The organism is Methanoculleus sp. 10 (assembly GCF_913757945.1).
Classification (GTDB): Archaea; Halobacteriota; Methanomicrobia; order Methanomicrobiales; family Methanoculleaceae; genus Methanoculleus.
Window position 1 is genome coordinate 70993 of record NZ_CAJYDP010000011.1, and the last position, 21984, is coordinate 92976.

Annotated in this window: 12 protein-coding genes, 2 tRNA genes and 3 rRNA genes; 11 read left to right on the forward strand and 6 right to left on the reverse strand. The window is 61.6% G+C overall.

All coding sequences use genetic code 11. The annotated features are described in order from the left end of the window. The first annotated feature begins 14 nt into the window (after positions 1 to 14). From smc to QZ408_RS13110, 8 genes are all read left to right on the forward strand, one after another. Positions 15 to 3458, forward strand: coding sequence for a chromosome segregation protein SMC (gene smc, locus QZ408_RS13075; RefSeq protein ID WP_292492155.1), 3444 nt, complete (start codon positions 15 to 17; stop codon positions 3456 to 3458). Further along, on the forward strand, positions 3451 to 4191 hold the full coding sequence (locus tag QZ408_RS13080) for a segregation/condensation protein A (RefSeq protein ID WP_292492157.1): 741 nt from the start codon (positions 3451 to 3453) through the stop codon (positions 4189 to 4191). Before smc ends, QZ408_RS13080 begins: the two co-directional genes overlap by 8 nt. Positions 4192 to 5246: 1055 nt before the next feature. Further along, a 16S ribosomal RNA gene (locus QZ408_RS13085) occupies positions 5247 to 6714 on the forward strand. A 69-nt stretch (positions 6715 to 6783) separates the two neighbouring features. After that, a tRNA-Ala gene (locus QZ408_RS13090) sits at positions 6784 to 6856 on the forward strand. 122 nt (positions 6857 to 6978) lie between these two features. Continuing rightward, positions 6979 to 9909: ribosomal RNA gene (locus tag QZ408_RS13095) — 23S ribosomal RNA — on the forward strand. Between the two features lie 108 nt (positions 9910 to 10017). Further along, positions 10018 to 10089: transfer RNA gene (locus tag QZ408_RS13100), tRNA-Cys, on the forward strand. Between the two features lie 5 nt (positions 10090 to 10094). Further along, a 5S ribosomal RNA gene (gene rrf / locus QZ408_RS13105) occupies positions 10095 to 10216 on the forward strand. Together the 16S, 23S and 5S rRNA genes with 2 tRNA genes alongside form the textbook arrangement of a ribosomal RNA operon. Positions 10217 to 11616: 1400 nt before the next feature. Next, on the forward strand, positions 11617 to 12177 hold the full coding sequence (locus QZ408_RS13110) for an FmdE family protein (RefSeq protein WP_292492158.1): 561 nt from the start codon (positions 11617 to 11619) through the stop codon (positions 12175 to 12177). Between the two features lie 1122 nt (positions 12178 to 13299). Here the strand turns inward: QZ408_RS13110 and QZ408_RS13115 are convergent. From QZ408_RS13115 to QZ408_RS13125, 3 genes are all read right to left on the reverse strand, one after another. Further along, a complete protein-coding gene (locus QZ408_RS13115; protein ID WP_292492160.1) occupies positions 13300 to 13737 on the reverse strand; it encodes a hemerythrin domain-containing protein in 438 nt (145 codons plus the stop codon). A 102-nt stretch (positions 13738 to 13839) separates the two neighbouring features. Next, the gene (locus QZ408_RS13120; protein WP_292492163.1) at positions 13840 to 14289 is read right to left on the reverse strand and encodes a hemerythrin domain-containing protein; all 450 of its coding nucleotides are present in this window, start codon (positions 14287 to 14289) and stop codon (positions 13840 to 13842) included. Positions 14290 to 14406: 117 nt separating this feature from the next. Further along, positions 14407 to 14856: a hemerythrin domain-containing protein gene (locus QZ408_RS13125; RefSeq protein WP_292492165.1), complete on the reverse strand. Its 450-nt coding sequence runs from the start codon at positions 14854 to 14856 to the stop codon at positions 14407 to 14409. A gap of 102 nt (positions 14857 to 14958) precedes the next feature. Here QZ408_RS13125 and QZ408_RS13130 point away from each other — a divergent pair, with 102 nt between their 5' ends. Both QZ408_RS13130 and QZ408_RS13135 read left to right on the forward strand, forming a co-directional pair. Continuing rightward, positions 14959 to 16272: an APC family permease gene (locus tag QZ408_RS13130; RefSeq protein WP_292492167.1), complete on the forward strand. Its 1314-nt coding sequence runs from the start codon at positions 14959 to 14961 to the stop codon at positions 16270 to 16272. 102 nt (positions 16273 to 16374) lie between these two features. Next, complete coding sequence (locus QZ408_RS13135; protein WP_292492169.1) at positions 16375 to 17256, forward strand: phosphate ABC transporter substrate-binding protein; 882 nt, start codon at positions 16375 to 16377, stop codon at positions 17254 to 17256. 75 nt (positions 17257 to 17331) lie between these two features. Here the strand turns inward: QZ408_RS13135 and QZ408_RS13140 are convergent, their stop codons facing one another. After that, positions 17332 to 18825: an MBL fold metallo-hydrolase gene (locus QZ408_RS13140; protein ID WP_292492171.1), complete on the reverse strand. Its 1494-nt coding sequence runs from the start codon at positions 18823 to 18825 to the stop codon at positions 17332 to 17334. 176 nt (positions 18826 to 19001) lie between these two features. Further along, complete coding sequence (locus QZ408_RS13145) at positions 19002 to 19508, reverse strand: flavodoxin domain-containing protein (RefSeq protein ID WP_292492173.1); 507 nt, start codon at positions 19506 to 19508, stop codon at positions 19002 to 19004. A gap of 87 nt (positions 19509 to 19595) precedes the next feature. On the opposite strand from QZ408_RS13145, the gene QZ408_RS13150 reads away from it, so the two are divergent. Then, entirely contained in the window at positions 19596 to 20237 is a 642-nt protein-coding gene (locus QZ408_RS13150; protein ID WP_292492175.1) for a tetratricopeptide repeat protein, read from the forward strand. Between the two features lie 60 nt (positions 20238 to 20297). Here the strand turns inward: QZ408_RS13150 and QZ408_RS13155 are convergent, their stop codons facing one another. Next, positions 20298 to 21983 (reverse strand): glutamate--tRNA ligase, encoded by a 1686-nt coding sequence (locus QZ408_RS13155; protein WP_292492177.1) that lies wholly within the window; start codon positions 21981 to 21983, stop codon positions 20298 to 20300. Between the last annotated feature and the right edge of the window lies 1 nt (position 21984).

Below are 21984 nucleotides of genomic sequence, written 5' to 3' on the forward strand. Positions count from 1 at the left end.
GGGGAGCCCGATCCTTGTACATCACGCAGCTTGAGATCGACAACTTCAAGTCTTTCGCGAGAAAGACGAAAATCCCTTTTTTTGAAGGGTTTACGGTCGTCTCAGGCCCGAACGGCTCCGGGAAGAGCAACATCATCGACAGCATCCTCTTTGTCCTGGCTCTCTCGGGTGCGCGGGGGCTGCGGGCCGAGAAACTGACCGATCTCATCAACGTCAACTCCGGGAAGAACACCGCCGAAGTGACGGCGACGTTCTCGGACGGCACGACGATCCGCCGCCGGATCAAGCGGACCCCGGCGGGATACTACAGTTACAACTACCTAAACAACCGTCTCTGCAAGCAGAGCGACGTCATCGAGTTCCTCGCGAAGATCGGGATCAAGCCGGAGGGGTACAACGTCGTGATGCAGGGCGACATCACCCGCATCATGGAGATGAGCGACACCGAGCGGCGGAAGATCATCGACGAGATAGCGGGTGTCGCCGAGTTCGACCATAAGCGCGAACAGGCGTTCTCGGAGCTTGAGGTGGTCCGGGAGCGGATCGAGCGCGAGGAGATCCTCTTAAACGAGCTCGTGGCGCGGCTGGACGCGCTCCAGCACGAGCGCGAGCAGGCGATGGAGTACCGGCGGTGGCAGGACGAACTGGAACACCTCAACCGCTGCCGGGGTGCGGCACTCGTCCGGCAGAAAGAGCAGGAGGTCGGCACTCTCCATACGCTCGCGCTCGACCAGCAGGAGGCGCTCGGGCGCACCGCCGGTGAGGCCGATGCCGTCCGGGCGCGGGCCGAGGAAGCACGCGGGCGCCGGCATGCGGTCGACGAAGAGATCAACAAAAAGAGCGGCCCGGAGTACCTGGCGCTCGTCGGGCGGCTCGAGGAGGCGCGGGGCGGGATCAAGCTCGCCGAGAAGACCATCGAGCGTCTCGCGGCCGGCCGGGACGAGAACCTCGAAACAATCCAGCGGGTCTACATGGACGGCAGGCGCGCCGAGGCGAAGGTCGAGGAGTGCGCCGGGCAGATCCGCACCCTCTCGATCGACCGGGCGAACCTCGCGATGGAGCTCGCAACAAAGCGCGATCAGCTCGCGGCGGTCGAGGAGCGCATTGCAAGCGAGAGCAAGGAGGTCGAGGGGGTCAAGGACCAGCTCTTCGCGCGGATGCAGGACCTTGAGAACAAGAAGGAGCTCCGGGCGAAGATCCTCCGCGAGCAGGACATCTTCATCGAGAAGAGCCGGATGCGGACATCGGAGCGCGAGCGCCTGGAGGCGCGCACCCGCCAGATCGAGGAGGAACTGGCGAACAAACAGGCGCAGGCGGCGGACTACGCTTCCAGCGCGGCCGGCTGCGAGGCAGAGAAGCGCCGGATTGAGCGCGACCTCTCCGAGGCCGAGAGCACCCTCTTTGCGCGGCGCTCGGCCCTTGACCGGCTGCAGAAGGAGATCCGGGAGAACCAGCAGAGCCTGATGCGCTTTGAAGCGCAGCAGCAGGCGCAGGGCGATGCCGGTGGAAGGGCGATGGACGCCGTCCTTGGCATGGAAGGGGTCCACGGCACCGTGGCGCAGCTTGGCCGGGCGCCGCCGGAGTACGCGACCGCGCTCGACGTGGCGGCGATGGGCCGGCTCCGCTGGGTGGTCGTGGATACCGATGCGGTCGCGGCCGACGCGATCCGTTACCTGAAAGAGAACCGTCTCGGGCGGGCCACCTTCCTGCCGCTCAACAAGCTCCGTCCTCCTGTGCTCGCGCCGCTCGAGGCGGACCCGGGCATCGTCGGCTACGCGGTCGACCTCCTTGAGTTCGACCCGGCGTTCGAGCGCGCCTTCCGGGTCGTCTTCGGCGCGACGGTGGTGGTGGACACCCTCGAGCGGGCGCGGCGACTGATGGGCCGGTACCGGATGGTCACCCTGGAGGGGGATTTTGTCGAGAAGAGCGGCGCCATGACCGGCGGCGCGCAGACGAAGAAGGTCCGCGGGTTCGGGGTGGCGGTCGACGACGAGATTATGCGGGTCCGTGCGACGCTCGCTGGCCTCGAGGCGGAGGCGGCGGAGATCGAGGCGTCCATACGCCGCTTTGCGGTGGCCGCGGAGGCGAAGCGGGCGGAGCGCAGTGCGGTCGACGAGCAGATTGCGCGCTACCGCATGCTCGCGGAAGAGTTTTCGAAGCGCATGGAAGTGCTCGCCGGGGAGAGGCAGGCCCTCGCGGAGACCCTGCAGGAGATGCTCCTTGAGGCGAAGGCCGGCGGCGAGGAACTTGCGCGGCTCGAGGCGGACCGGGAACGCATCACCGTCGAGATCGCGCGTATCTCGGGGGAGGTCGACGCCCTCAAGAAGAAACTCGACGACACGGAGATCCCCGCGCTCACCGAGCAGTACGAGCGGCACCGTAAATCCGTCGAGGATATCGAGCGCCGGCTCCGGAACAAGGACGCGGATATCACCGACGCCAAACGCGAGAGGCAGCATTTCGCGAACCGGGCAGAGGAGCTCACCGCGGAGCGGGACCGCCTGACGGCGAAGAACCAGGAGATCGACGGCGAGATCGCCGCCGCCACAGAGCAGATCGAGAGCCTGCGCCGCCTGATCGTTCAACTGGAGACCCGCCAGAAGGAGTTCTCGAACGAGCTTGCCGGCCTGCACGGCGAGCGGGACCGTATCCTTGAGGAGATCCGGGTGCTGGACCGGCAGGCTCTCGACCTCTCGGGCGCGATGGAGCGCACCCGGATGCAGATCGACGCCCTCGCGGAGCGGGAACGGACGCTCCTCGCGGAGCTTGCGGCGCTCCGGGAGCAGGCCGGCGACGTGGAGACCGACCTCGACCTTGCGGCTATCGATGCGGGGATAGCGGAGGCTGAACGGGCGCTAAAGAAGATCGGCGCGGTGAACATGCTCGCCATCGAGGAATGCGACCGGGTCGCTACGCGCGTTGAGGAGCGGACCGCAAAGAAGGAGGTGCTCTCGCGGGAGCGGATGATGCTGTTAGAGCGGATCGAGCGGTACGAGAAGATGAAGTACGAGGCGTTCATGACGGCTTTCAACGCGATCGATGCGAACTTCCAGGAGATCTTCGCGCGGCTGACGGAGGGGAGCGGGAGGCTGGTCCTCGAGAACGAGGATGACCCGTTTGCCGGCGGCATGACGTTTGCGGTCCAGCCCCGCGACAAGAAGGTCCACCTCCTCTCCGCGCTCTCGGGGGGTGAGAAGTCGCTCACCACGCTCGCGTTCATCTTCTCGATCCAGCAGTACATGCCCGCACCGTTCTATGCGCTGGACGAGGTGGATATGTTCCTCGACGGGAACAACGTCGGCCGGATCGCCGCCATGATCAGCGACCTCTCCGGGAACGCGCAGTCGATCATCGTCTCGCTCCGAAAGCCGATGATCGAGCGCGCCGACCGGATCGTGGGCGTGACGATCCGCCCCGACAAGAGCACCTACGTGACCGGTGTGCAGAACAATGGATGAAGAACCTGTCGAGATCCTGGCGGGCATGGCCGAGCGGGGAGAGATCGATCCCTGGAACGTCGATATCGTGGACGTGACGGACCGGTTTCTCGCCGAGCTCGACCGCCGGAAGGAACTGGACCTGCGGGTCTCGGGGAGGACGCTCTTTTATGCCGCGTGCCTGCTGCGCCTGAAGTCGGAGTATCTCGAGGGGTGGGATGGAGAGGAGGACGATGAGGCCTCTCCTGATGATGAGGACGATGCATTTCCGGATATCGACTTTGATTTCAGCTCAGGTGATGAGAGCGAGCCTATAGGTCGCCTGGAGCGCGAGATCCAGCGCCGCCTGGGGCGTAAGAGCCTCCGGAAACGGCCGCCGGTCACGCTCTACGAGCTGATCAAGCAGCTGAAGACGGCGGAGAAAGAGCAGCGCCGCAGGCAGCGCCGGAGGGCTCCGGCGGAGCGGGAGCCGGATCTCGACCTCAGCGCCGGCGATGTGGTGGCGGTGGCACACGACGAGGGGTACCAGAAGGCGGTCTCGGCTGTGATGGAGGAGTTCCGGCGCGCGAACCGGGACGGGGATGTCCTGACGCTCGCCGGCCTCTCCACGGCGATGGGGCGGACCCGGCGCGAGGTGTACATCCCGCTCCTCTTCCTGATGCTTGAGGGGAGACTTGCGCTCTGGCAGGACGAGTTCTTCGGCGAGGTGTACGTCGGCGACCGCATCCCTGAGGGCGGCGCTGACGAGGATTGATCCCGATCCGGCGAGAACAGGCCGATCGGGCGTTGCAAATTCCCCTGTTCTTCCAGGACGGCCCACCGGGGAGATGGGCTGTACCGTTGCGCGCGTGCCGCAACGCCACGCGCCCTGTTTATATGTGATGGCACGCCGGGCGGCGGCCCCGGGCCGTTCACCGGTCGGATACCGGTTTTGTGCACGGGTTTGGGGTAAATGTATAAATACCTCCGGTGTCAACATGTAGTAGTCAAGCCGGAAGCGGTTCTCGTGCCTGATTCTGCATTCAGGTGCAGGATGCACGATGCTTCCGGCGTTCATGGGGGTCCGAGCCGGGTGCTCGGATCCGACTGAGCAGGGAAATGTTTATATGACATTGGCGCTAACATAGTAAGGCTGTGTTGCCAGGGTGTCAGACCGTGCAGCCCGATCCGGGTGGTCTGGTCGGCGCTCTCTCAACCGTTGTGAGGGCCCAAGTCTTGATTTGGGTCTGATTCGGGTTGACAATGTTTATATATCCGGAAATTCAATATGTATTCTCGCAAGGTGCATGACGCCCGCGATGCGGGCGGCCTGGCGCTATCGGGTCGGGAATATGTGATGAACTTCCGGCTCGAATCCTGGAACAGGAAGTAATGTTTATATGTGATGACTCACAAACATTAATTCCTGCACAGGTGAAACGGGGCCGCCGGGGACTGAAGTTCCGGCGAGTTTCTGTGATCGGGCCGGAATTCCTTGGGGGATCTCCGGAATGGATCCTGAAGCGGGATGAAAATGTTTATATGTGAAGAACAATAAACATTAGTTCCCCTACAGGTGAAATGACAAGACCCGGTCCGGGTCAAACTCCCTGTATTAAAAAGGACATGAAGGTCCAAGCTCTCAAGGCTTGGATCTGATGCAGGAAACAAATGTTTAAATACTTACAAAATAAACATTGTTTTCCTGTTGATGGAGAATCAACGCGACCGCTCTTTGAGCGGGTTGGTTCTGACGTTGGCATTGGCAATGCGGAAATTTGTTCAGTAACCGCTAATTCCTCCCAAGTTTAGTAGTGTGCATACTTCCAAATTCTGGTTGATCCTGCCAGAGGTCACTGCTATCGGGGTTCGATTAAGCCATGCGAGTCGAGAGGGTTCGGCCCTCGGCGTACTGCTCAGTAACACGTGGATAACCTGCCCTAAGGAAGGGGATAACCCCGGGAAACTGGGGATAATACCCTATAGGTTACAGATGCTGGAATGCCCTGTAACCCAAAGCTCCGGCGCCTTAGGATGGATCTGCGGCCGATTAGGTAGTTGTTGGGGTAATGGCCCAACAAGCCAGTAATCGGTACGGGTTGTGGGAGCAAGAGCCCGGAGTTGGATTCTGAGACACGAATCCAGGCCCTACGGGGCGCAGCAGGCGCGAAAACTTTACAATGCGGGCAACCGTGATAAGGGAACCTCGAGTGCCTGTACATGCAGGCTGTTCAGGTGTCTAAAACACACCTGAAGAAAGGGCCGGGCAAGACCGGTGCCAGCCGCCGCGGTAATACCGGCGGCTCGAGTGGTGGCCACTTTTATTGGGCTTAAAGCGTTCGTAGCTGGGTTGTTAAGTCTCTTGGGAAATCTGGCGGCTTAACCGTCAGGCGTCTAAGGGATACTGGCAATCTTGGAACCGGGAGAGGTGAGGGGTACTTCGGGGGTAGGAGTGAAATCCTGTAATCCTCGAGGGACCACCTGTGGCGAAGGCGCCTCACCAGAACGGCTTCGACAGTGAGGGACGAAAGCTGGGGGAGCAAACCGGATTAGATACCCGGGTAGTCCCAGCCGTAAACGATGCGCGTTAGGTGTATCGGTGACCACGAGTCACCGAGGTGCCGAAGGGAAACCGTGAAACGTGCCGCCTGGGAAGTACGGTCGCAAGGCTGAAACTTAAAGGAATTGGCGGGGGAGCACCACAACGGGTGGAGCCTGCGGTTTAATTGGACTCAACGCCGGGAAGCTCACCGGATAAGACAGCTGAATGATTGCCGGGCTGAAGACTCTGCATGACTAGCTGAGAGGAGGTGCATGGCCGTCGTCAGTTCGTACTGTGAAGCATCCTGTTAAGTCAGGCAACGAGCGAGACCCACGCCCACAGTTGCCAGCGTACTCTCCGGAGTGACGGGGACACTGTTGGGACCGCCGCTGCTAAAGAGGAGGAAGGAATGGGCAACGGTAGGTCAGCATGCCCCGAATTATCCGGGCTACACGCGGGCTACAATGGGCAGGGACAATGGGTATCGACACCGAAAGGTGAAGGCAATCTCCTAAACCTGTCCTTAGTTCGGATTGTGGGCTGCAACTCGCCCACATGAAGCTGGAATCCGTAGTAATCGCGTTTCAAAATAACGCGGTGAATGTGTCCCTGCTCCTTGCACACACCGCCCGTCAAACCACCCGAGTGGGGTTTGGATGAGGCTGCGGTCGTTGCCGTAGTCGAATCTAGGTTCCGCAAGGGGGGTTAAGTCGTAACAAGGTAGCCGTAGGGGAATCTGCGGCTGGATCACCTCCTAAAGAAATTGCTTGGGGTTCATGCGGTTGCTGAACAAAACGTAAAATTGCCGATGTCAACCGGAAGACCGGGCTCATAGCTCAGCTGGAAGAGCGCCGCCTTTGCGAGGCGGAGGCCGGGGGTTCAAATCCCCCTGAGTCCACTGGGCGGGGAGTCCTTTTCCCGCCTTCGATGCACTCGGAGATGAGAGTCACCGGGGAAGGGCTGAAGGTCTTTGACCTGAAGAAGCCGTGTAAAGGTGCGTACTCTGGACGTTAAATGAGTTCAGCGGAACGGCGATATGCCTGTCAGTGGATGGCTCGGTTCGAGTGCCGAAGAAGGGCGTGCCAAGCTGCGATAAGCTCCGGGAAGACGCATGGAGTCTACGATCCGGAGATTCCCTAATGGGACATCCCAACACTTCGGTGTTGATCCGTAAGGATCGGGAACCCCCCGAATTGAAACATCTTAGTAGGGGGAGGAAAAGAAATCAACCGAGATGTCGTTAGTAGAGGCGATCGAACACGACAGAGTTCAAACTGAATCCCCTCACGGGGAGATGTGGTGTAGTAAGCCTACCGTCCGGATACCAAGGTCAAACGGAAATCCTCTGGAACGTGGTACCAAAGAGGGTGATAGTCCCGTACGTGTAAGCCAAGGTGTCCTGGTAGTGTCTTGAGTACCGCGGGTCGGAATTCTCGCGGGAATCTGGGAGTCATCAACTTCCAAAGCTAAATACTACTCGAAACCGATAGCGTATTAGTAGCGTGAGCGAAGGCTGAAAAGTAACCCTTGAAAGGTGGTTAAAAGCGCCTGAAACTGATAGGTGATGGTGAGTTACGGCGCGAAAGGATCTTCCACGTGAAGGAACCCGTCGCGAGGCGGTAGTACGGGCGTGGTTGCCGGTGTCGTAACCTACGTTTTGAAGAACGGGCCAGAGAGTTTATTCTGCAGGCGAAGGTTAACCCAAAAGGGGAGCCGAAGGGAAACCAACAGGTCCGTAGCGTCTGCATGGGACGGCGTATTAAAAGTGCGCGGAGTCTGCAGGATAAGACCCGAAGCCTAGCGATCTATGCGTGGGCAGGTTGAAGCGTGCCGAAAGGCGCGTGGAGGACCGCAAGCGGTTTTGATATGCAAATCATTCGCGTGACCTGCGTATAGGAGTGAAAGATTAATCGAGCTGGGCATCTGCTGGTTCCTCTCGAAACATGCCGTAGCATGACCTGGCCGGAGATAGACGGTGAGGTAGAGCACTGATTGGGGGAGCTGGGGGAGAAATCCCTCACCCTCCTGTCAAACTCCAAATTCCCCGTCGTCGAAGATGGCTGGCAGTCCGGACTACGGGGTAAGCTTGTAGTCCGTAAGGGAGACAACCCAGACCGTGGTTAATGTCCCTCAATGTAGGCTAAGTGTCAACACTGAAAGGCGTCCCAGGCCAAAGACAACTGGAAGGTGAGCTCAGAAGCAGCTATCCTTTAAAAAGTGCGTAACAGCTTACCAGTCGAGGTTTGGGGCACTGAAAATGGACGGGGCTAAAGCCTACTACAGATACCACGGACCACACGTTTGTGTGATGGCGTAGAGAGGCGTGCTGCCTGGGTCGAAGCAGGGGCGTGAGCTCCTGTGGACCGGGTAGTAATGAGAATTCTGGCATTAGTAGAAGCAAAGTTGGGTGAGAATCCCAACCGCCGGAGGGGCTAGGTTTCCTCGGCAATGTTCGTCAGCCGAGGGTTAGTCGGTCCTAAGGTGTGTCGTAATTCGAGCACATCAACAGGGAAACAGGTTAATATTCCTGTACCATTCATCCGTAGCGTTAATTCGCCCTGACGCTTCGGGATATGCCCGGCAGGGCCGTCGCCCTGTCCAAGCGTTCAAGCTCGTGGAGTACCGCCATGGTGAGAAGCGAGTGAAGACGTGATGGGGTAACCAGGCAAATTCCCGGAGCCCGTGAAAAGGGGGATGAATGACCGTACCGAGATCTGACACAGGTGCCCCTAGCTGAAGAGGCTAAGGCGTGTCGGTTTAATCGTGTTAAGGGAACTCGGCAAATTGGCCCCGTAACTTTGGGATAAGGGGTGCCTGCCTGGCGATCAGGCAGGTCGCAGTGACCAGGGGGCTCTGACTGTCTAATAACAACATAGGTGACTGCAACTCGGAAACGATTAGTATAGTCACTGATTCCTGCCCAGTGCGAGTATCTGAATACCGGGTTCAACCGGACGAAGGACTCGTAAACGGCGGGGGTAACTATGACCCTCTTAAGGTAGCGTAGTACCTTGTCGCTTAATTGGCGACTTGCATGAATGGATTAACAAGAGCCCTACTGTCCCTAACACGAATCCGTTGAACATTTTATCCTAGTGCAGAGACTAGGGACTCCAGATGGGAAGTGAAGACCCCGTGGAGCTTTACTGCAGCCTGTCGCTGTGTTACGGTATTCCTTGCGCAGCGTAGATGGGAGGCGTCGAACCACCCCTTCCGGGGGGTGGGGAGCCGTCAATGAGACACCATCCTTGGTTTACTGTAACACTAACTCTCTTCGGAGAGGACAACGGTAGGTAGGCAGTTTGGGTGGGGCGCCACACCCTCGAAAAAATATCAAGGGTGCCCTATGGTCAACTCATGTGAGTCAGAAACTCACAGGAGAGTGTCAAGAGCATAAGTTGGCCTGACGCGATTACGCAAAGCAAGTAATCGCGAGAGGAAACTCGGGTCTAACGAACCAATGAGCCTTATTGATGAGGGCCATTGACGACAGAAAAGCTACCCCGGGGATAACAGAGTCGTCGCCGGCAAGAGCACATATCGACCCGGCGGCTTGCTACCTCGATGTCGGTTCTTTCCATCCTGGCCGTGCAGCAGCGGCCAAGGGTGAGGTTGTTCGCCTATTAAAGGAGATCGTGAGCTGGGTTTAGACCGTCGTGAGACAGGTCGGTTACTATCTATCTGGAGTGTCGGGAGTCTGAAGGTAAGATGGAAATAGTACGAGAGGAACTTTCCGTCGTCGCCTCTGGTCGATCGGTTGTCCGACAGGGCAATGCCGAGCAGCTACGCGATAAGGGGTAAAAGCTGAAAGCATCTAAGCTTGAAACCTGACCTGAAAAGAGACTCCGCTGAGGACATGGGTAAAAGACCCGTTTGATAGGCCTGGGATGTAAGCATGAAGGCAACGACATGTTCAGTCCGCAGGTACTAACGTCCGATGCCTTCCGCTGAACTCAGACGAAATCCGGAGTACGCACCTTATCTCAGAAGCCCTATCCCGGTGTGAGGTGATTACCTTTATATGTCTGGGGGGCTAACCTATAGGAGGTAACACGGCTTGCCAAGGTGGCGGAGCGGCCACGCGGTTGACTGCAGATCAACTACACCCCGGTTCAAATCCGGGCCTTGGCTTTGGTAATAGCGGCCATAGCAGAGGGGAAACACCTGGACCCATTCCGAACCCAGAAGTTAAGCCCTCTCACGTGCTGTGTGGTACTGAGGTACGAGAGTCCTCGGGAAGCCCAACTCGCTGCTATTACCTCCCTTTACATTGAACGATTGCTTTTCTGATGATTTATTGTGCGAACGCAGGTTATTTCTCCTGGATCGACCTTTCTTCATAACGCGTTCTGATAAGAGTAAGATCCCCCTGATGCCGCCGCTGTTTCTTCGCAAGAGCGCGGGCGTTTCCCGCAGGGTTCTCACCCGGCAGGAGTGCGTGCTTTTCATCCTCTCCAGAGCGTTCCAGGTCTCCTTCGGCGAAGCGGGTGAGGGATATCCTGTCGCGATTCATGCTTGCAGAGCCAGGCATATAATCTTCGAGGCTTTGCGCGAGGCAATGTTGCCCGCGAAATGTCAGGTGCAGTGCCCCGCTATTGCATCGGTTCCAAACGAACAGACCCTCTCTGGCCTTCGTCCCATCCCCACGGAGCGTTCCCCTCCGTCCCCCCCGCCCCGCCCGCGCTTTACACGGGTCGCATACCCGCATGCGCTTCCCCGGCATCCCCGCCCGCCCGCGTTGCGTGCGCTCCTCCCCGTCCTCCTGGGGCGGGGCGTGGCGACAAAGCCCTATCCGGTTCTTCTCCGGATCTCCCGTGGAGTGGACCGTGGGATATCGCCATGGGAGGGGCCGGGAGGGGGCTTTCCTTCCCGGGCAAATGTCACCAAAACGCTTCCATGAGGCTCGCGTTCACACAGGCGCAACTGATGAAAATCCCCGAAGGGTGATAACTGGCAAGTACGTCGCGGTTGGAAGCGCGACAGCCAGACCTGTTTTCGATTTCGATGGGATTTTCATGAAAGTTCCTTCGTCCCCCACCCCGCCCGGCCTCCTCCCCGTCCTCCGGGGCGAGGGCAGTCATGGCGATACCCGGTGGGGAGCCGGGCCCGGGAGCGGCGCTGACGCCGGTTTCCCTGAGGGGTCAGATGAGGTTCAGGCGTTAGCCAGAAAGCGGCTCTTTCCCCGGGCGCTGGACCGTGGTGGCTATCGCCATGGGAGGTGGCGGCTCGCGGGGGCGAGCCCCCTCCCCTGTCCCTGCCTCGTGTCTTCAGCGTCCGGACTCAATTCCTCCTGATTGCCATCCGCCGGTAACCCCCTCCGGAGGCGGGGGCGGTGCATGGGGATATCCGGAAAAAAACCGTGCCCCGGGATGCAAACTTCCGGGCAGCGCGAAAAAAGAGCGATAATCCCCCGTTGAGAGTGCCGGTAATTGGGAATCGTTGCACTATGGGTTGGGGCATGAAAAGTCATTATGGTATAACACTTTGTAAAACTTAAACAAAAATATTTATGTGCCTGGTTCGACACCCAATAATATGATATGAGTTGCTGCAACGGTTGTTCACTGAAAAAGTGGCTCACAGTGAGGTTCTTGAAGCGTTAGCATGGAACAGGGTTGGACATGCCGGAAGCAATCAACTTGTCTGGAAGTGCTGTCTATGTGTGGTGTTGACGCCTTATTAACCATAATGGAAGATTCTCATGAGGGGTTGTGCCCGGGCATCATTCTGGGAACCCGGATGACGATTGCGGGTATGCGCGAACTGGGGATGAATCCCGCGGAAAAAAACCGGAACCTTGTCGTGTACGTGGAATCCGATCGCTGCATCGCTGATGCGATACAGGCTATTACCCGGTGTACTCCGGGCCATCGCACCCTGAAGTACAAACCCTACGGTAAATTCGCGGCCACGTTCATGGATATGGACACCGGTAAAGCGGTGAGGGTTTCAGTCACCGAAAAAATCCGCGTAACCCCGGGCCAGACGGACGTACGAGGTGTGGCCAGAACCCTGCTGGAGGCTCCCGAGTCCGAGCTCATCCGGGTTCTGCCGGTGAATGTCGTCATGCAGGAGGAGCTGCCGGGAACACCGGGGCATAAAGCACGATGCAGCGTTTGCGGAGAACTGGTTCTGGATCACAAGGAAACTGTCGTGGGGGGAAATATTATGTGTAAAAATTGCGTGGAGGGCTCATACTACACGAAAGCGGATGCGTGACTGCCCACCAGGGGCGGTCCGGGGATCGGCGGGCTGCAACGTTCCGCCGGATCCTCCCTGTTCGGCACAACCCGGGGCGAACCGCGGTTATACTCCGGACAGGGGTCACGAGGGACTTCCCGGGAGAGCGATTCCTGCCGGGAACATGTTCTCAAAAGCAGCCGTGCCAGTTGGGGGGAGGGAGCGGCCTCCCCGCCCCGCCGTTTCTCTCTTGCGGCACCTCCCGGGGCATCCGGCACGATGCCCCGGGGCGACTCCTTCCCGTCCCGGAGTCGCGGATGCCCCGGGGTTTTACATCATGGAAGAGAGGGTTTCAGGCTATTGACCGGAATTTGCGCCGGCACAACGTCGATGGTAGGAGATACCTCGCCGGTGTTCAGGTTTATCGATTCAGTTCCATGGTAGCCATGATGCGCCGCTGGTGCGGCCGCACCATACTATCAGTATGGGGTATAACAATTTAACTTTTACTGTTTGTTAATATAATTATATTTACTAAGTCCGGCGTGCGATCCCTCCCGAACGGGGCGTCCGGTCCTGTGGCGAGTGTCGCGGGATGCGGCCTTCCGGGCGTGCAGGTGCTGCCGGTTCATCCCCGGCAGGCGCACCCCGGAGAGAGAAGAGGGGCGGTCGCGCGCGACCGGGCAGTGGGGCCGAAGGGGCCGTCCGGAGGCACCGTTCCCTCCGGGCATGTCCCACGAGGCATGGTATGGGGCGGGCCCGGGAGGCCGTTCCCGCCCGTTCTCCGGTATGGCACCGCCCGGGGCATCCGGGGCGTTCTCCGTCCGGTGTGCTGCCTTTCCTTCCCACGGGTGCCCCGGGCTTTACGTTGATGAAAGAGAGGGTTTCAGGGCTTGAGTGCAACCTGCATCGACCATGGCATCGACGGCAGAGATCCGTGCTCTGGTGTTCCAGCTCATCGGTTCAGTTCCGCTGAATCCTTGATGCACCGCTATGCGATGGCATCATCCTGATCATATAAACTATAAATATTTAATTTTATCTATTTGTTAGGTTAATTTGGTTTACGTGGCGGAGCACTGCCGGCGAGTGCCGGGTGCTCCTGCAGGCGCTCCGGCCCCGGGAGTGCGGGCCACGCTCCCCCGTGCCGGAACCCCACCCTCACACCACCGCGTAGCGTGCCGCCGCCTCCTTCTCCCGCTGAAACGCCTCGCTGAGCTCGAAGAGGCTGCCCGTGTCGAGGTGGCGTTCCGCCCGCTCGAAGACCTCCCCTTCCTCGAAGGCAAAGTGCGCCTCGACCTCCTCCCGAAGATCGGCGAGCGCCGGCAGCCAGGCGTCGTCCCTCTGGGGGATCGTCTCGAACCGGGCGAGCGTCTCGCGGATTCCGGTATGCTCCGCCATCAGCCGGCGGACCTCCCCGGGCTCCGCGCCCCGGAGCCGTGCATACAGGGTGGCCTCCTCTGCGTACATATGCCCGGGCAGCTCGCGGCGGAGCGTGATGCACCGGACGTCCCGCGCATCGGAGTTGCTCTCGAGTTCGTCAAAGAGGCCCCGGATAAAGTCGTGGTCATTCCGGATCAGTTCAAGAATATGGACCATACTCTGCCTCCGTCCGGGTGAGCAATAGGGGGTGGGGCACTTAACGATTTCGCCGGATCCCGCCCGGAAAAAAGTAGGGGCGCCGGTGCAGTGCACCCGCTGTTAGCGTGCCGCAACCGGCATCGCGCTTCTCTTTGCCTCTTCATACCGGCTGCCGAGGCTCGAAAGTTCGTCGCTGCTCATCTTCTGCTGCATCGCAGGAAAGATCTTATCCTCTTCCTCGCTGATGTGGTGCTCCACGTTCTCCTGGATCACCTTCATCTTCGCCACCCAGACGTCCTCCTCTGACATGGGCGCGCTGTCGAGCTGGCCGAGCAGCGTCTTGACCGCGCTGTGCTCCTCGATCGACTCGAGCGCCATGTCCCGCATCCCCGCCTCCATGAGCCTGGGGTACAGGGCTTTCTCTTCCCCGATGAGGTGCGGCATGAGGTTCTCTTTTAAGGTGCTGTACTTCTGCTCCCGGTTGCTCGTGCCTTTGCTCGCGAGTTCCGAGAGCATTGAGAGCACCATCTCGTGCTCCTGTTTCAGGATATCGATAACGTTCTGCGCCATCCGATCACTCCCCCCCCGCTGTGGAGGGAGGTCACCTGGTGCGGGGCAGGTATATAAACTATGTCCCGATCCGGGCCGGCGCCCCTCATCGCGGCACTTGCCCGGGCAACTGCAGGGTCACCTGAGCGGCCGCAGGTGGGCCTTCCCCTTCGCCTCCTCGAACCGGCCCCCGATATACAGGAGGTGAGCGTCATCCATCGTCCTCCTGGCCTCCGGGAAGACCGTCTTCTCCTCCCGGTCGATATGGTTCTTCATCGCCTCGCGGAGTTCCGGCACCGCGCGGACCCATTCCGCTTCGTTTGCCATGGGTATGCCGTTCAACCGGTCGACAAGCGCCCGGACGGCCTTATGCTCCCCGCGGGACACCGCCGTGACGTCGTGCAGCCCCCGTGCATCGAGCTCCGGGTAGAAGACCCGCTCCTCGCCTGCCATGTGCGGCAGGAGATCGTTCTTCATCCGGTTGAACTTCTCCGCCCGGTCGCTGATACCTTTTCGCTGCAGCTCGTCGAGCCCGGCGAGCACCTTTGCATGTTCCCGCCGTAAGAGGTCCAGGATGTTCTGCCCCATGTCTCTCTCCCCTGCTTCGAGTGTTTTCCGGTGTCTGCATCGGATAAAAACGTATGGTCCGCCGGATACCCATAAATGGCGCAGGCGCATAGGATCATGCATATGCAAAAAGAGGGATCCGGCGCTCCGGATCGCGGAAACTCGCTCCGGCGTGATCTCGGGCTCCCTGCAGTCACCCTGTCGGGCATCGGCATCATCCTCGGCGCCGGGATCTACGCCCTGCTCGGGGAAGCGGCAGGCATGGCCGGCAACGCCGTCTGGCTGACGTTCGCCATCGCCGCCGTCATCGCCGCGTTCAGCGCCCTGAGTTACGCCGAACTCTCGTCGATGTTTCCCCGGGCAGGCGCCGAGTTCGAGTACGTCTCAAACGCGTTTGGAAAGAGGCTCGCGTTCGTCGTCGGGTGGCTGATCATCCTCTCCGGCATCCTCGGCGCCGCGACCGTCTCGCTCGGGTTCGCCGGCTACTTCTCGGACCTCGCCGGTCTGCCGGTCATCCCCTCCGCAATCCTGATCGTCCTCGTCCTCGCCGCGATCCTCCTCGCCGGGATCAGGGAGACCGCCCGGGTCGCGATCGCCATGACCCTCATCGAGGCCGGGGGCATCGTCATGATCATCCTGATCGGCCTCCCGTATTTAGGGCAGGTGGACTACCTTGAGATGCCCCGGGGCATCCCGGGCCTCCTGCAGGCGTCGGCACTCGTCTTCTTCGCCTACATGGGGTTTGAGGAGATCGTAAAACTCTCGGAGGAGACCAGGAACCCCGAGCGGACCATCCCGCTCGCTCTCATGATCGCGCTTGCCGTCTCCATCCTCCTCTACATCCTGGTATCCCTCGCCGCCGTCTCGGTCGTCGGCTCCGAGCAGCTCGCCGCCTCCCGGGCACCCTTCGCCGACGTCGCGGCGGTCGCCCTCGGCCCCGCGGCGTTCACCCTCATATCCGTCATCGCCCTCTTCGCCACGGCAAACACCGCTCTCCTGATGATGATGGCATCGTCGCGGATCATCTACGGCATGGCGTCCTCGTACTCGCTTCCCCCCTTCCTCGCCCGGGTGCACCCCCGGACCCGGGCGCCCTGGACGGCCGTCGTCGCCGTTCTGCTCGCCACCCTGGCGTTCCTCTTTGCGGGCAGGATCGATTTCGTCGCGAACGTCACGAACTTCACGCTCTTTGTGACGTTCATCGTCATCAACGCATCCGTGGTCGCGCTCCGGTACCGTGCGCCCGATGTGGTGCGGCCTTTCCGGATCCCGGGCGCCGTCGGGACCCTGCCGGTCATCCCGGTCATCGGGATGGCATCAAGCCTCTTTCTCCTCGCCCAGCTCGGCACCCCGGTCCTGCTGGTCGGCGGGGTCCTGGTCGTTCTCGGTGCCGGGCTCGCGCTGGCCGGGGAGTGGCAGCCTCATGGGGCGGCATGACGGGCGAGAACGGCCCCTTATAGGGTCTGTGGAGCTGCCCTGCACCTGCCGGGTTCACCTCGGGGAAACACTATTATCCCCCGGGGTCCCTCACCGGTATGCATGGCAGGCCTGTCTTCTGTCCGGAACGACGGAGCGCTTCTTTTGGTTCTCGCGCTCCTTGTCGTCGCCGTCACGTTTGCCGCCGGATGCACGGCAGGCACCGGGGATGAGACGCCCGCTCCGGGAGCCGGGCTCTCCGGGACCCTCTCGGTCACCGGCTCGACGACCGTCCTCCCGATCGCCCAGCTGGCTGCCGAGGCCTTCATGGCCGAAAACCCCGGGGTCGACGTCCAGATCGGCGGCGGCGGGTCGAGCGTCGGCATCCAGGCCGTCGGCGAGGGCACCGCGGATATCGGTATGTCTTCCCGCGACCTGAAAGAGACGGAGAAGGCGGAGTATCCCGGCCTTGTCGGGCACACGGTTGCCATCGACGGTATCGCGGTCATCGTCAACCCGGCAAACACCGTCGAGAGCCTGACGCCGGACCAGGTACGGGGCATCTACAACGGCACCTACACCGCCTGGGACCAGGTCGGCGGGCTGGACGGGGAGATCGTCGTCGTCGGCCGTGACAGCGCTTCGGGGACCCGTGAGTACTTCCAGGAGGTCGTGATGCAGAAGGATGCCTTCGTCGAGACCCAGCTCGAGAAGAACTCAAACGGCGCCATGGCCCAGACCATCGCCCAGACCCCGGGCGCCATCGGGTACGTGGGGCTCGGTTACCTCGACAACACCGTAAAAGGCCTTTCCATCGTTGTGAACAAAACCGCGGTCCCGCCCACGGTCGAGACCGTGAAGGCCGGGACGTACCCGTTCTCGCGCGGGGTCGTCATGTTCACGAAGGGTGAGGCAACCGGCCTTGCGAAGGCGTACATCGAGTTCATCCTCGGCCCCGACGGCCAGGCGATCGTCGAGGAAGAGGGCTTTGTCCGGGTCGACTGAGGATCTTTCTCTCTTCGCCCGGGTAATCGCAGGTCCGGGATTAGCCGGGGTGCCCCGGCGGCTGCTACCGGTCCGCTACCCGCCCTTTGACTCCCCGGCCCGGTAACGTTCGACCGGGCCGACCGCTTCCAGCCTTCCGTCGTTGAGGACGGAGACGGCGCCGTGGCCGCACGCGACCAGGCACCGGCGGCCGCTCGGCGCGAGTTCCTCATCGAGGCCCCGGATCAGCTCAAGGAGCGCCTTACGCTCCCGGCGTGCGCACTCGCTGTCGACGTTGACCGACGTCACCAGGAAGTCCGCGAGCGAGTTGTAGCGTTTCCGGTCCTCGTCGAGGCTCCCGAAGTTGATCAGCGTATCGGCGGTGAAGACAATCCCGTGCCCGGGACAGAAGAGGTAGACCTGACCGTGCAGATGCCCGCCCAGGGATTCAAGGACCTCGAACTCGAGGTCGTGGACCTTAACGCGGGCGAGGACGGGAAAGATCGAGCGCATGCCGATCTTCTCCGCCGGGAAGAGTTCGGGGTTCTCCGGCGGGGTGAAGCGCGAGAAGAGGTTGATGACGGTCGTGTAGACCTCCTCGAGGATCGAGGACTCGCTGCGCGAGCCGTAGGCCCGGTTCGCCTGGCGGATGATCGCAAGCGATCCGGCGTGCGTATACGCCTTTGCGCCGAAGAACCCTCCCCCCCCGCAGTGGTCCGCGTCGGCGTGGGTGATGTAGACCCTGCCGATCATCTGCTGGTTTGGAAGGCCGTAGTGCTGGAACATCCGCACGACGTCCTCGTGGTAGATCCCGTATCCCGTATCGATCATGACGGTCTCGTCCGGGGCGCAGAGGAGGAAGATGTTGCCGCCGCCCGGCATCTGGAAGCAGAAGAGCTCGACGGCGTCGCTGAGCCGGATGCGCTGGACGTCCGCGTAGAACCGATCCCCGGTGGTGTCCCGGAGCGTCCTCCCGGTGAGCAGGATGGACTCAAAGACTTCCTTTGGGTCCTGGCCGAGGCTGTTGAGTTCCTGAACGATATGGTTGACGTCCTGCAGGAAGGAGAGCAGGAACCCGTCTTCCGCCGTCCCGATCAGCCCGCGCACGGCCTGGGCGAACCTGACGTAGAAGACGGTGTCGTCGAGTTTCTCGCCGGTCGTGTCGTACTCGATGATGTCGAGCCGGTAGCGCGACTTGAGCCGGTCGAGCAGGCTCTCCACGATCGCGGTCTCTTCGACGTTCAGGCTGATGGTGACCCTTCCCGGGTCGCACCGCCGGTCGTCGAAGTCGATGTAGGCGATGTTTGCCCCCGCCCCGGTGATGTAGGTGAGGAGCTCGAAGAGGGAGCCGGGTTTGTGGGGCAGGTATACGGAGAACTTGAGGAACCCGATCGTAGGGAGCGTCTCCTGGAGGTAGCCGATGGCGTGGAGGTCTTCCTTCATCTGCAGGTAGGTCGCGGGCGTCGCGGTTACCTCGAAGAAGACCGTGGCGGGATCGATCCGCCGGTCGTACTGGATGCGGTTGATGTTCCCCGAGTAGGACTTGACGATCTCGGCGGCACGGTGGAGCGCGCCCGGTTCGTCGGGCATTCTGGCGATAAAGGAGTATTTGTTCACCCGGTTCACCTGGAGATATCGGTACTACGCCGTCGATCTATTTCCATCTTATCTTGCAGCGCGGAAGGCCCCGATCGGGGGATGGGGCATGTTGCGGCCCCGTATCCCGGGATGAGCCCTGTGGGCGCAAAGATCCGGGTGGCGGCCGGTCACGCCAAAGCGATCTTTTCGCGCACCGCCCGTGCCCAGGTGCGGACGGCCCCAAGATCCCGGAAGTCCCCCGTCTTTGCCCGGATGAGCTTGACGATCGCACGATCCGCGATGGAGAGGCGGCTGGTATCGAGCCTCCCCGGGAAGACGCCGACCTCGACGGGATTTACGAGCAGACGGACCTGGTCCATCGACGCTTCCGCCTTCCGGAGGAGCTCGGGCGTCCCTTCTTTGACCGTGAGCCCCACGGCGAAGTAAGCGACCGGGATGCTCTGCAGGTGCTGCTGGTGCCGTTCGATGAAGACCTGCGGTTCCGGGAGCCATTTGCCCATGTAGATCGGGCTCCCGATGATGACCGCACGGTAGGGGGAGAGGTCGGTGACCCCGGTGATCGGCCGGACGTCGACCGTCTCACCGGCCTTCCGGAGTTCGTCGCCGATCGCCTCCGCCACCTCTGCGGTCGAGCCGTAGCGGGTGGCGTAGGCAACAAGAATCCTGTCTGCCATGATGTACCTATCTCTCGCCCGGCCGGCCTTAAACGTTACCGGGAGGTACGGTTATGTTCTTATGGTTTGGCCTCCCTCATAGGTCCGATGGCGATCAGGGACAGGAATGCCGGAGCATGGTACCACAGGGGCCAGGCTCTCTGCAGCGACGGAAGGTTCGATGAAGCGGTCGCCTGCTATGATAGGGCTCTTGAACTCTCCCCCGGCGACCCTCTCCTCTGGAAGCGCAGGGGGTTTGCTCTCATCAAGGCCGGGCGCTACCGCGAGGCGGCCGCCAGTTTTGACCGGGCGCTCGCTCTCGATCCCGACGATACGACGGCCTGGCAGCGGAAAGGGTATGCGCTCGCCTGCCTGGGCTGGAGCGAGGATGCCGTCGCCTGCTGCGACGAGGCGCTTATGCGGGACCCGGAGCATATCCTTGCCTGGCAGAGCCGGGGCTGGGTGCTCGGGATCATGTGCCGGTACGACGAGGCGGCAGCCTGTTATGAGGAGGTCGTCCGGCTCGACCCCTCCCGCGGTTCTGCGGTCTGGCACCGGGAGCGTATGCAGGAGAGGAGGGACCTTGAAGCGCTCGCAACCGAGATCCGGGAGGCGGAGCGGTTCGTCGAGGTGCCGGCCTGCATCCGGGACGTCGTCACGGAGCGGGACTACGGCAACGTCGCCCTCGCGCGGGCGGTGCTCCAGGAACTCGTCGGGAGGGCGGAGAGGCCGGCGGTTCAGCGCCGGTGAGCGCGGTGGGGAGAAAGAGGCCGGAACGGTCTTTTGCCAGGGCCGAAAAAAGTGAATGGTTCACCGGTGCGCAAAGAACGCGCTCACCCGGCCGCCGTCCACCGCGTCGATCCGGGCAAACCCGATCCGCTCGAACTGGACGACGTTGTCCGCCTCTCCGGCGACCAGCGGTTCGCAGAACCCCTCGAGGTCGCCGTCCTGCCGGTGGAGGACGCAGGGGAGTTTTGTATCCGCCGGCAGCCACTGGATGATCGGCGCCTTCTCGCGCCGGGCGTCTTCGAGCGATTCGCCCGCGTAGGAGAGGCGCGGCACGTCCCCGTCCCACGCGATCCTGACGTTGTAGAGATCCTTTAACCGGACCATGCTCTTCCCCTCGATGTCCGCCTTCGGGAGGAGCACCCTTCCCGCGGTGACGAGGGTCCTGACCCCCCGCGAGGGATCGTTCGGGTGGAGGGCTGCACGGGCCTCGTGGACCGGGGCGCCCTCCACGGCGACCTCGATCGGGTCGGGCACGAAGAAGTACCGGTTCGCCTTCGGGTCGATGAGTTCCTTGTTCCGGGCGTAGAGGTTCTCCCACGAGAACGTGATATCGGTCTCCCCGATACCGATATCGACCATGGCGTTCCGGACCGCGTCGGGCTCGATCCCCCGGCGCGCGATCGCCCGCAGCGTCCCGAGGTGGATATCGTCCCATCCCGTGTAGACCCCGCTCCGGATCCCCTCGCGCATCCCCGACGTCGAGAGGACGACCCCCGATATCCCCATCCGGCCGTAGTGGCGGTAGACCGGCGGCTTCCAGCCGAAGTAATCGAAGATATACCGCTGTCTCCCCGTGTTTGCGATGTGGTCCTTCCCGCGGATGACGTGGGTGATCCCGAGCAGGTGGTCGTCCACCGCGACCGAGAAGTTCATCAGCGGAAAGACCGTGGCCTCGACCCTCGGGTGGAGGGGCGCGTTCACGATCCGCATCGCCGAGAAGTCCCGCATCGCCGGGTCCGGGTGGGCGAGGTCCGTCTTCACCCGCACCGTCGCGTCGCCTTCGTAGAACTCACCGTCGAGCATCCGCTGCCAGAGTTCCAGGTTCTCCTCCACCGTCTGGTCCCGGCAGGGGCACGCCTTCCCCCTGAGTTTGAGTTCCCGGAACCGTTCGGCGTCGCAGACGCAGACGTAGGCGCCGCCGAGCTCGATGAGCCGCCGGCACCAGTCGTAGTAGACGTCGAGCCGGTCGCTCTGGTAGACGATATCGGTGATCTTGAGCCCCAGCCACTCGATATCCTCAAGCACCATCCGGTAGGCCTCAGGATCGACCCTCCTTGGGTCCGTATCCTCGATGCGGAGGACGTACCGGCCCCCATAGCGCCGGACATAGTAGTCGTTCAGGACAGAGGCCCGCGCGTGCCCGAGGTGCAGCGGCCCGCTCGGGTTCGGTGCAAACCGCATCACCACGCCGTTCTCCGCCCCCTCGAGGGCGGGGAGTTCCCGGGAGCGCTCGTGCGTCTCGGTGAGCTCCTCGAGGAGTTCGGGAGCGATCTCCAGGAGACGGCTCTTTCTCTCCGCCGGGGTCATCGCCGCCACCTCCGCGATCGCTTTCCCGGCGACCGGCCCGAGCTCGCGGGCCCGGCTCCGGAACTCGGGGTGTTTCCCGAGCACCGTGCCGATGACCGCCCCGCTCTTCGGGGTGCCGCCGTGCTTCACCGCGTTCTGCAGGGCGTAGATGAAGAGCAGGTGCCCGAGATCCGCGTCCATG

Bases quoted from the DNA above. Each gene is read 5' to 3' on its own strand.
- QZ408_RS13080 (WP_292492157.1), top strand. From the start codon at position 3,451: ATGGATGAAGAACCTGTCGAGATCCTGGCGGGCATGGCCGAGCGGGGA.
- QZ408_RS13110 (WP_292492158.1), top strand. From the start codon at position 11,617: ATGTGTGGTGTTGACGCCTTATTAACCATAATGGAAGATTCTCATGAG.
- QZ408_RS13115 (WP_292492160.1), bottom strand. From the start codon at position 13,737: ATGGTCCATATTCTTGAACTGATCCGGAATGACCACGACTTTATCCGG.
- QZ408_RS13120 (WP_292492163.1), bottom strand. From the start codon at position 14,289: ATGGCGCAGAACGTTATCGATATCCTGAAACAGGAGCACGAGATGGTG.
- QZ408_RS13125 (WP_292492165.1), bottom strand. From the start codon at position 14,856: ATGGGGCAGAACATCCTGGACCTCTTACGGCGGGAACATGCAAAGGTG.
- QZ408_RS13130 (WP_292492167.1), top strand. From the start codon at position 14,959: ATGCAAAAAGAGGGATCCGGCGCTCCGGATCGCGGAAACTCGCTCCGG.
- QZ408_RS13135 (WP_292492169.1), top strand. From the start codon at position 16,375: ATGGCAGGCCTGTCTTCTGTCCGGAACGACGGAGCGCTTCTTTTGGTT.
- QZ408_RS13140 (WP_292492171.1), bottom strand. From the start codon at position 18,825: ATGCCCGACGAACCGGGCGCGCTCCACCGTGCCGCCGAGATCGTCAAG.
- QZ408_RS13145 (WP_292492173.1), bottom strand. From the start codon at position 19,508: ATGGCAGACAGGATTCTTGTTGCCTACGCCACCCGCTACGGCTCGACC.
- QZ408_RS13150 (WP_292492175.1), top strand. From the start codon at position 19,596: ATGGCGATCAGGGACAGGAATGCCGGAGCATGGTACCACAGGGGCCAG.
- QZ408_RS13155 (WP_292492177.1), bottom strand. From the start codon at position 21,983: ATGGACGCGGATCTCGGGCACCTGCTCTTCATCTACGCCCTGCAGAAC.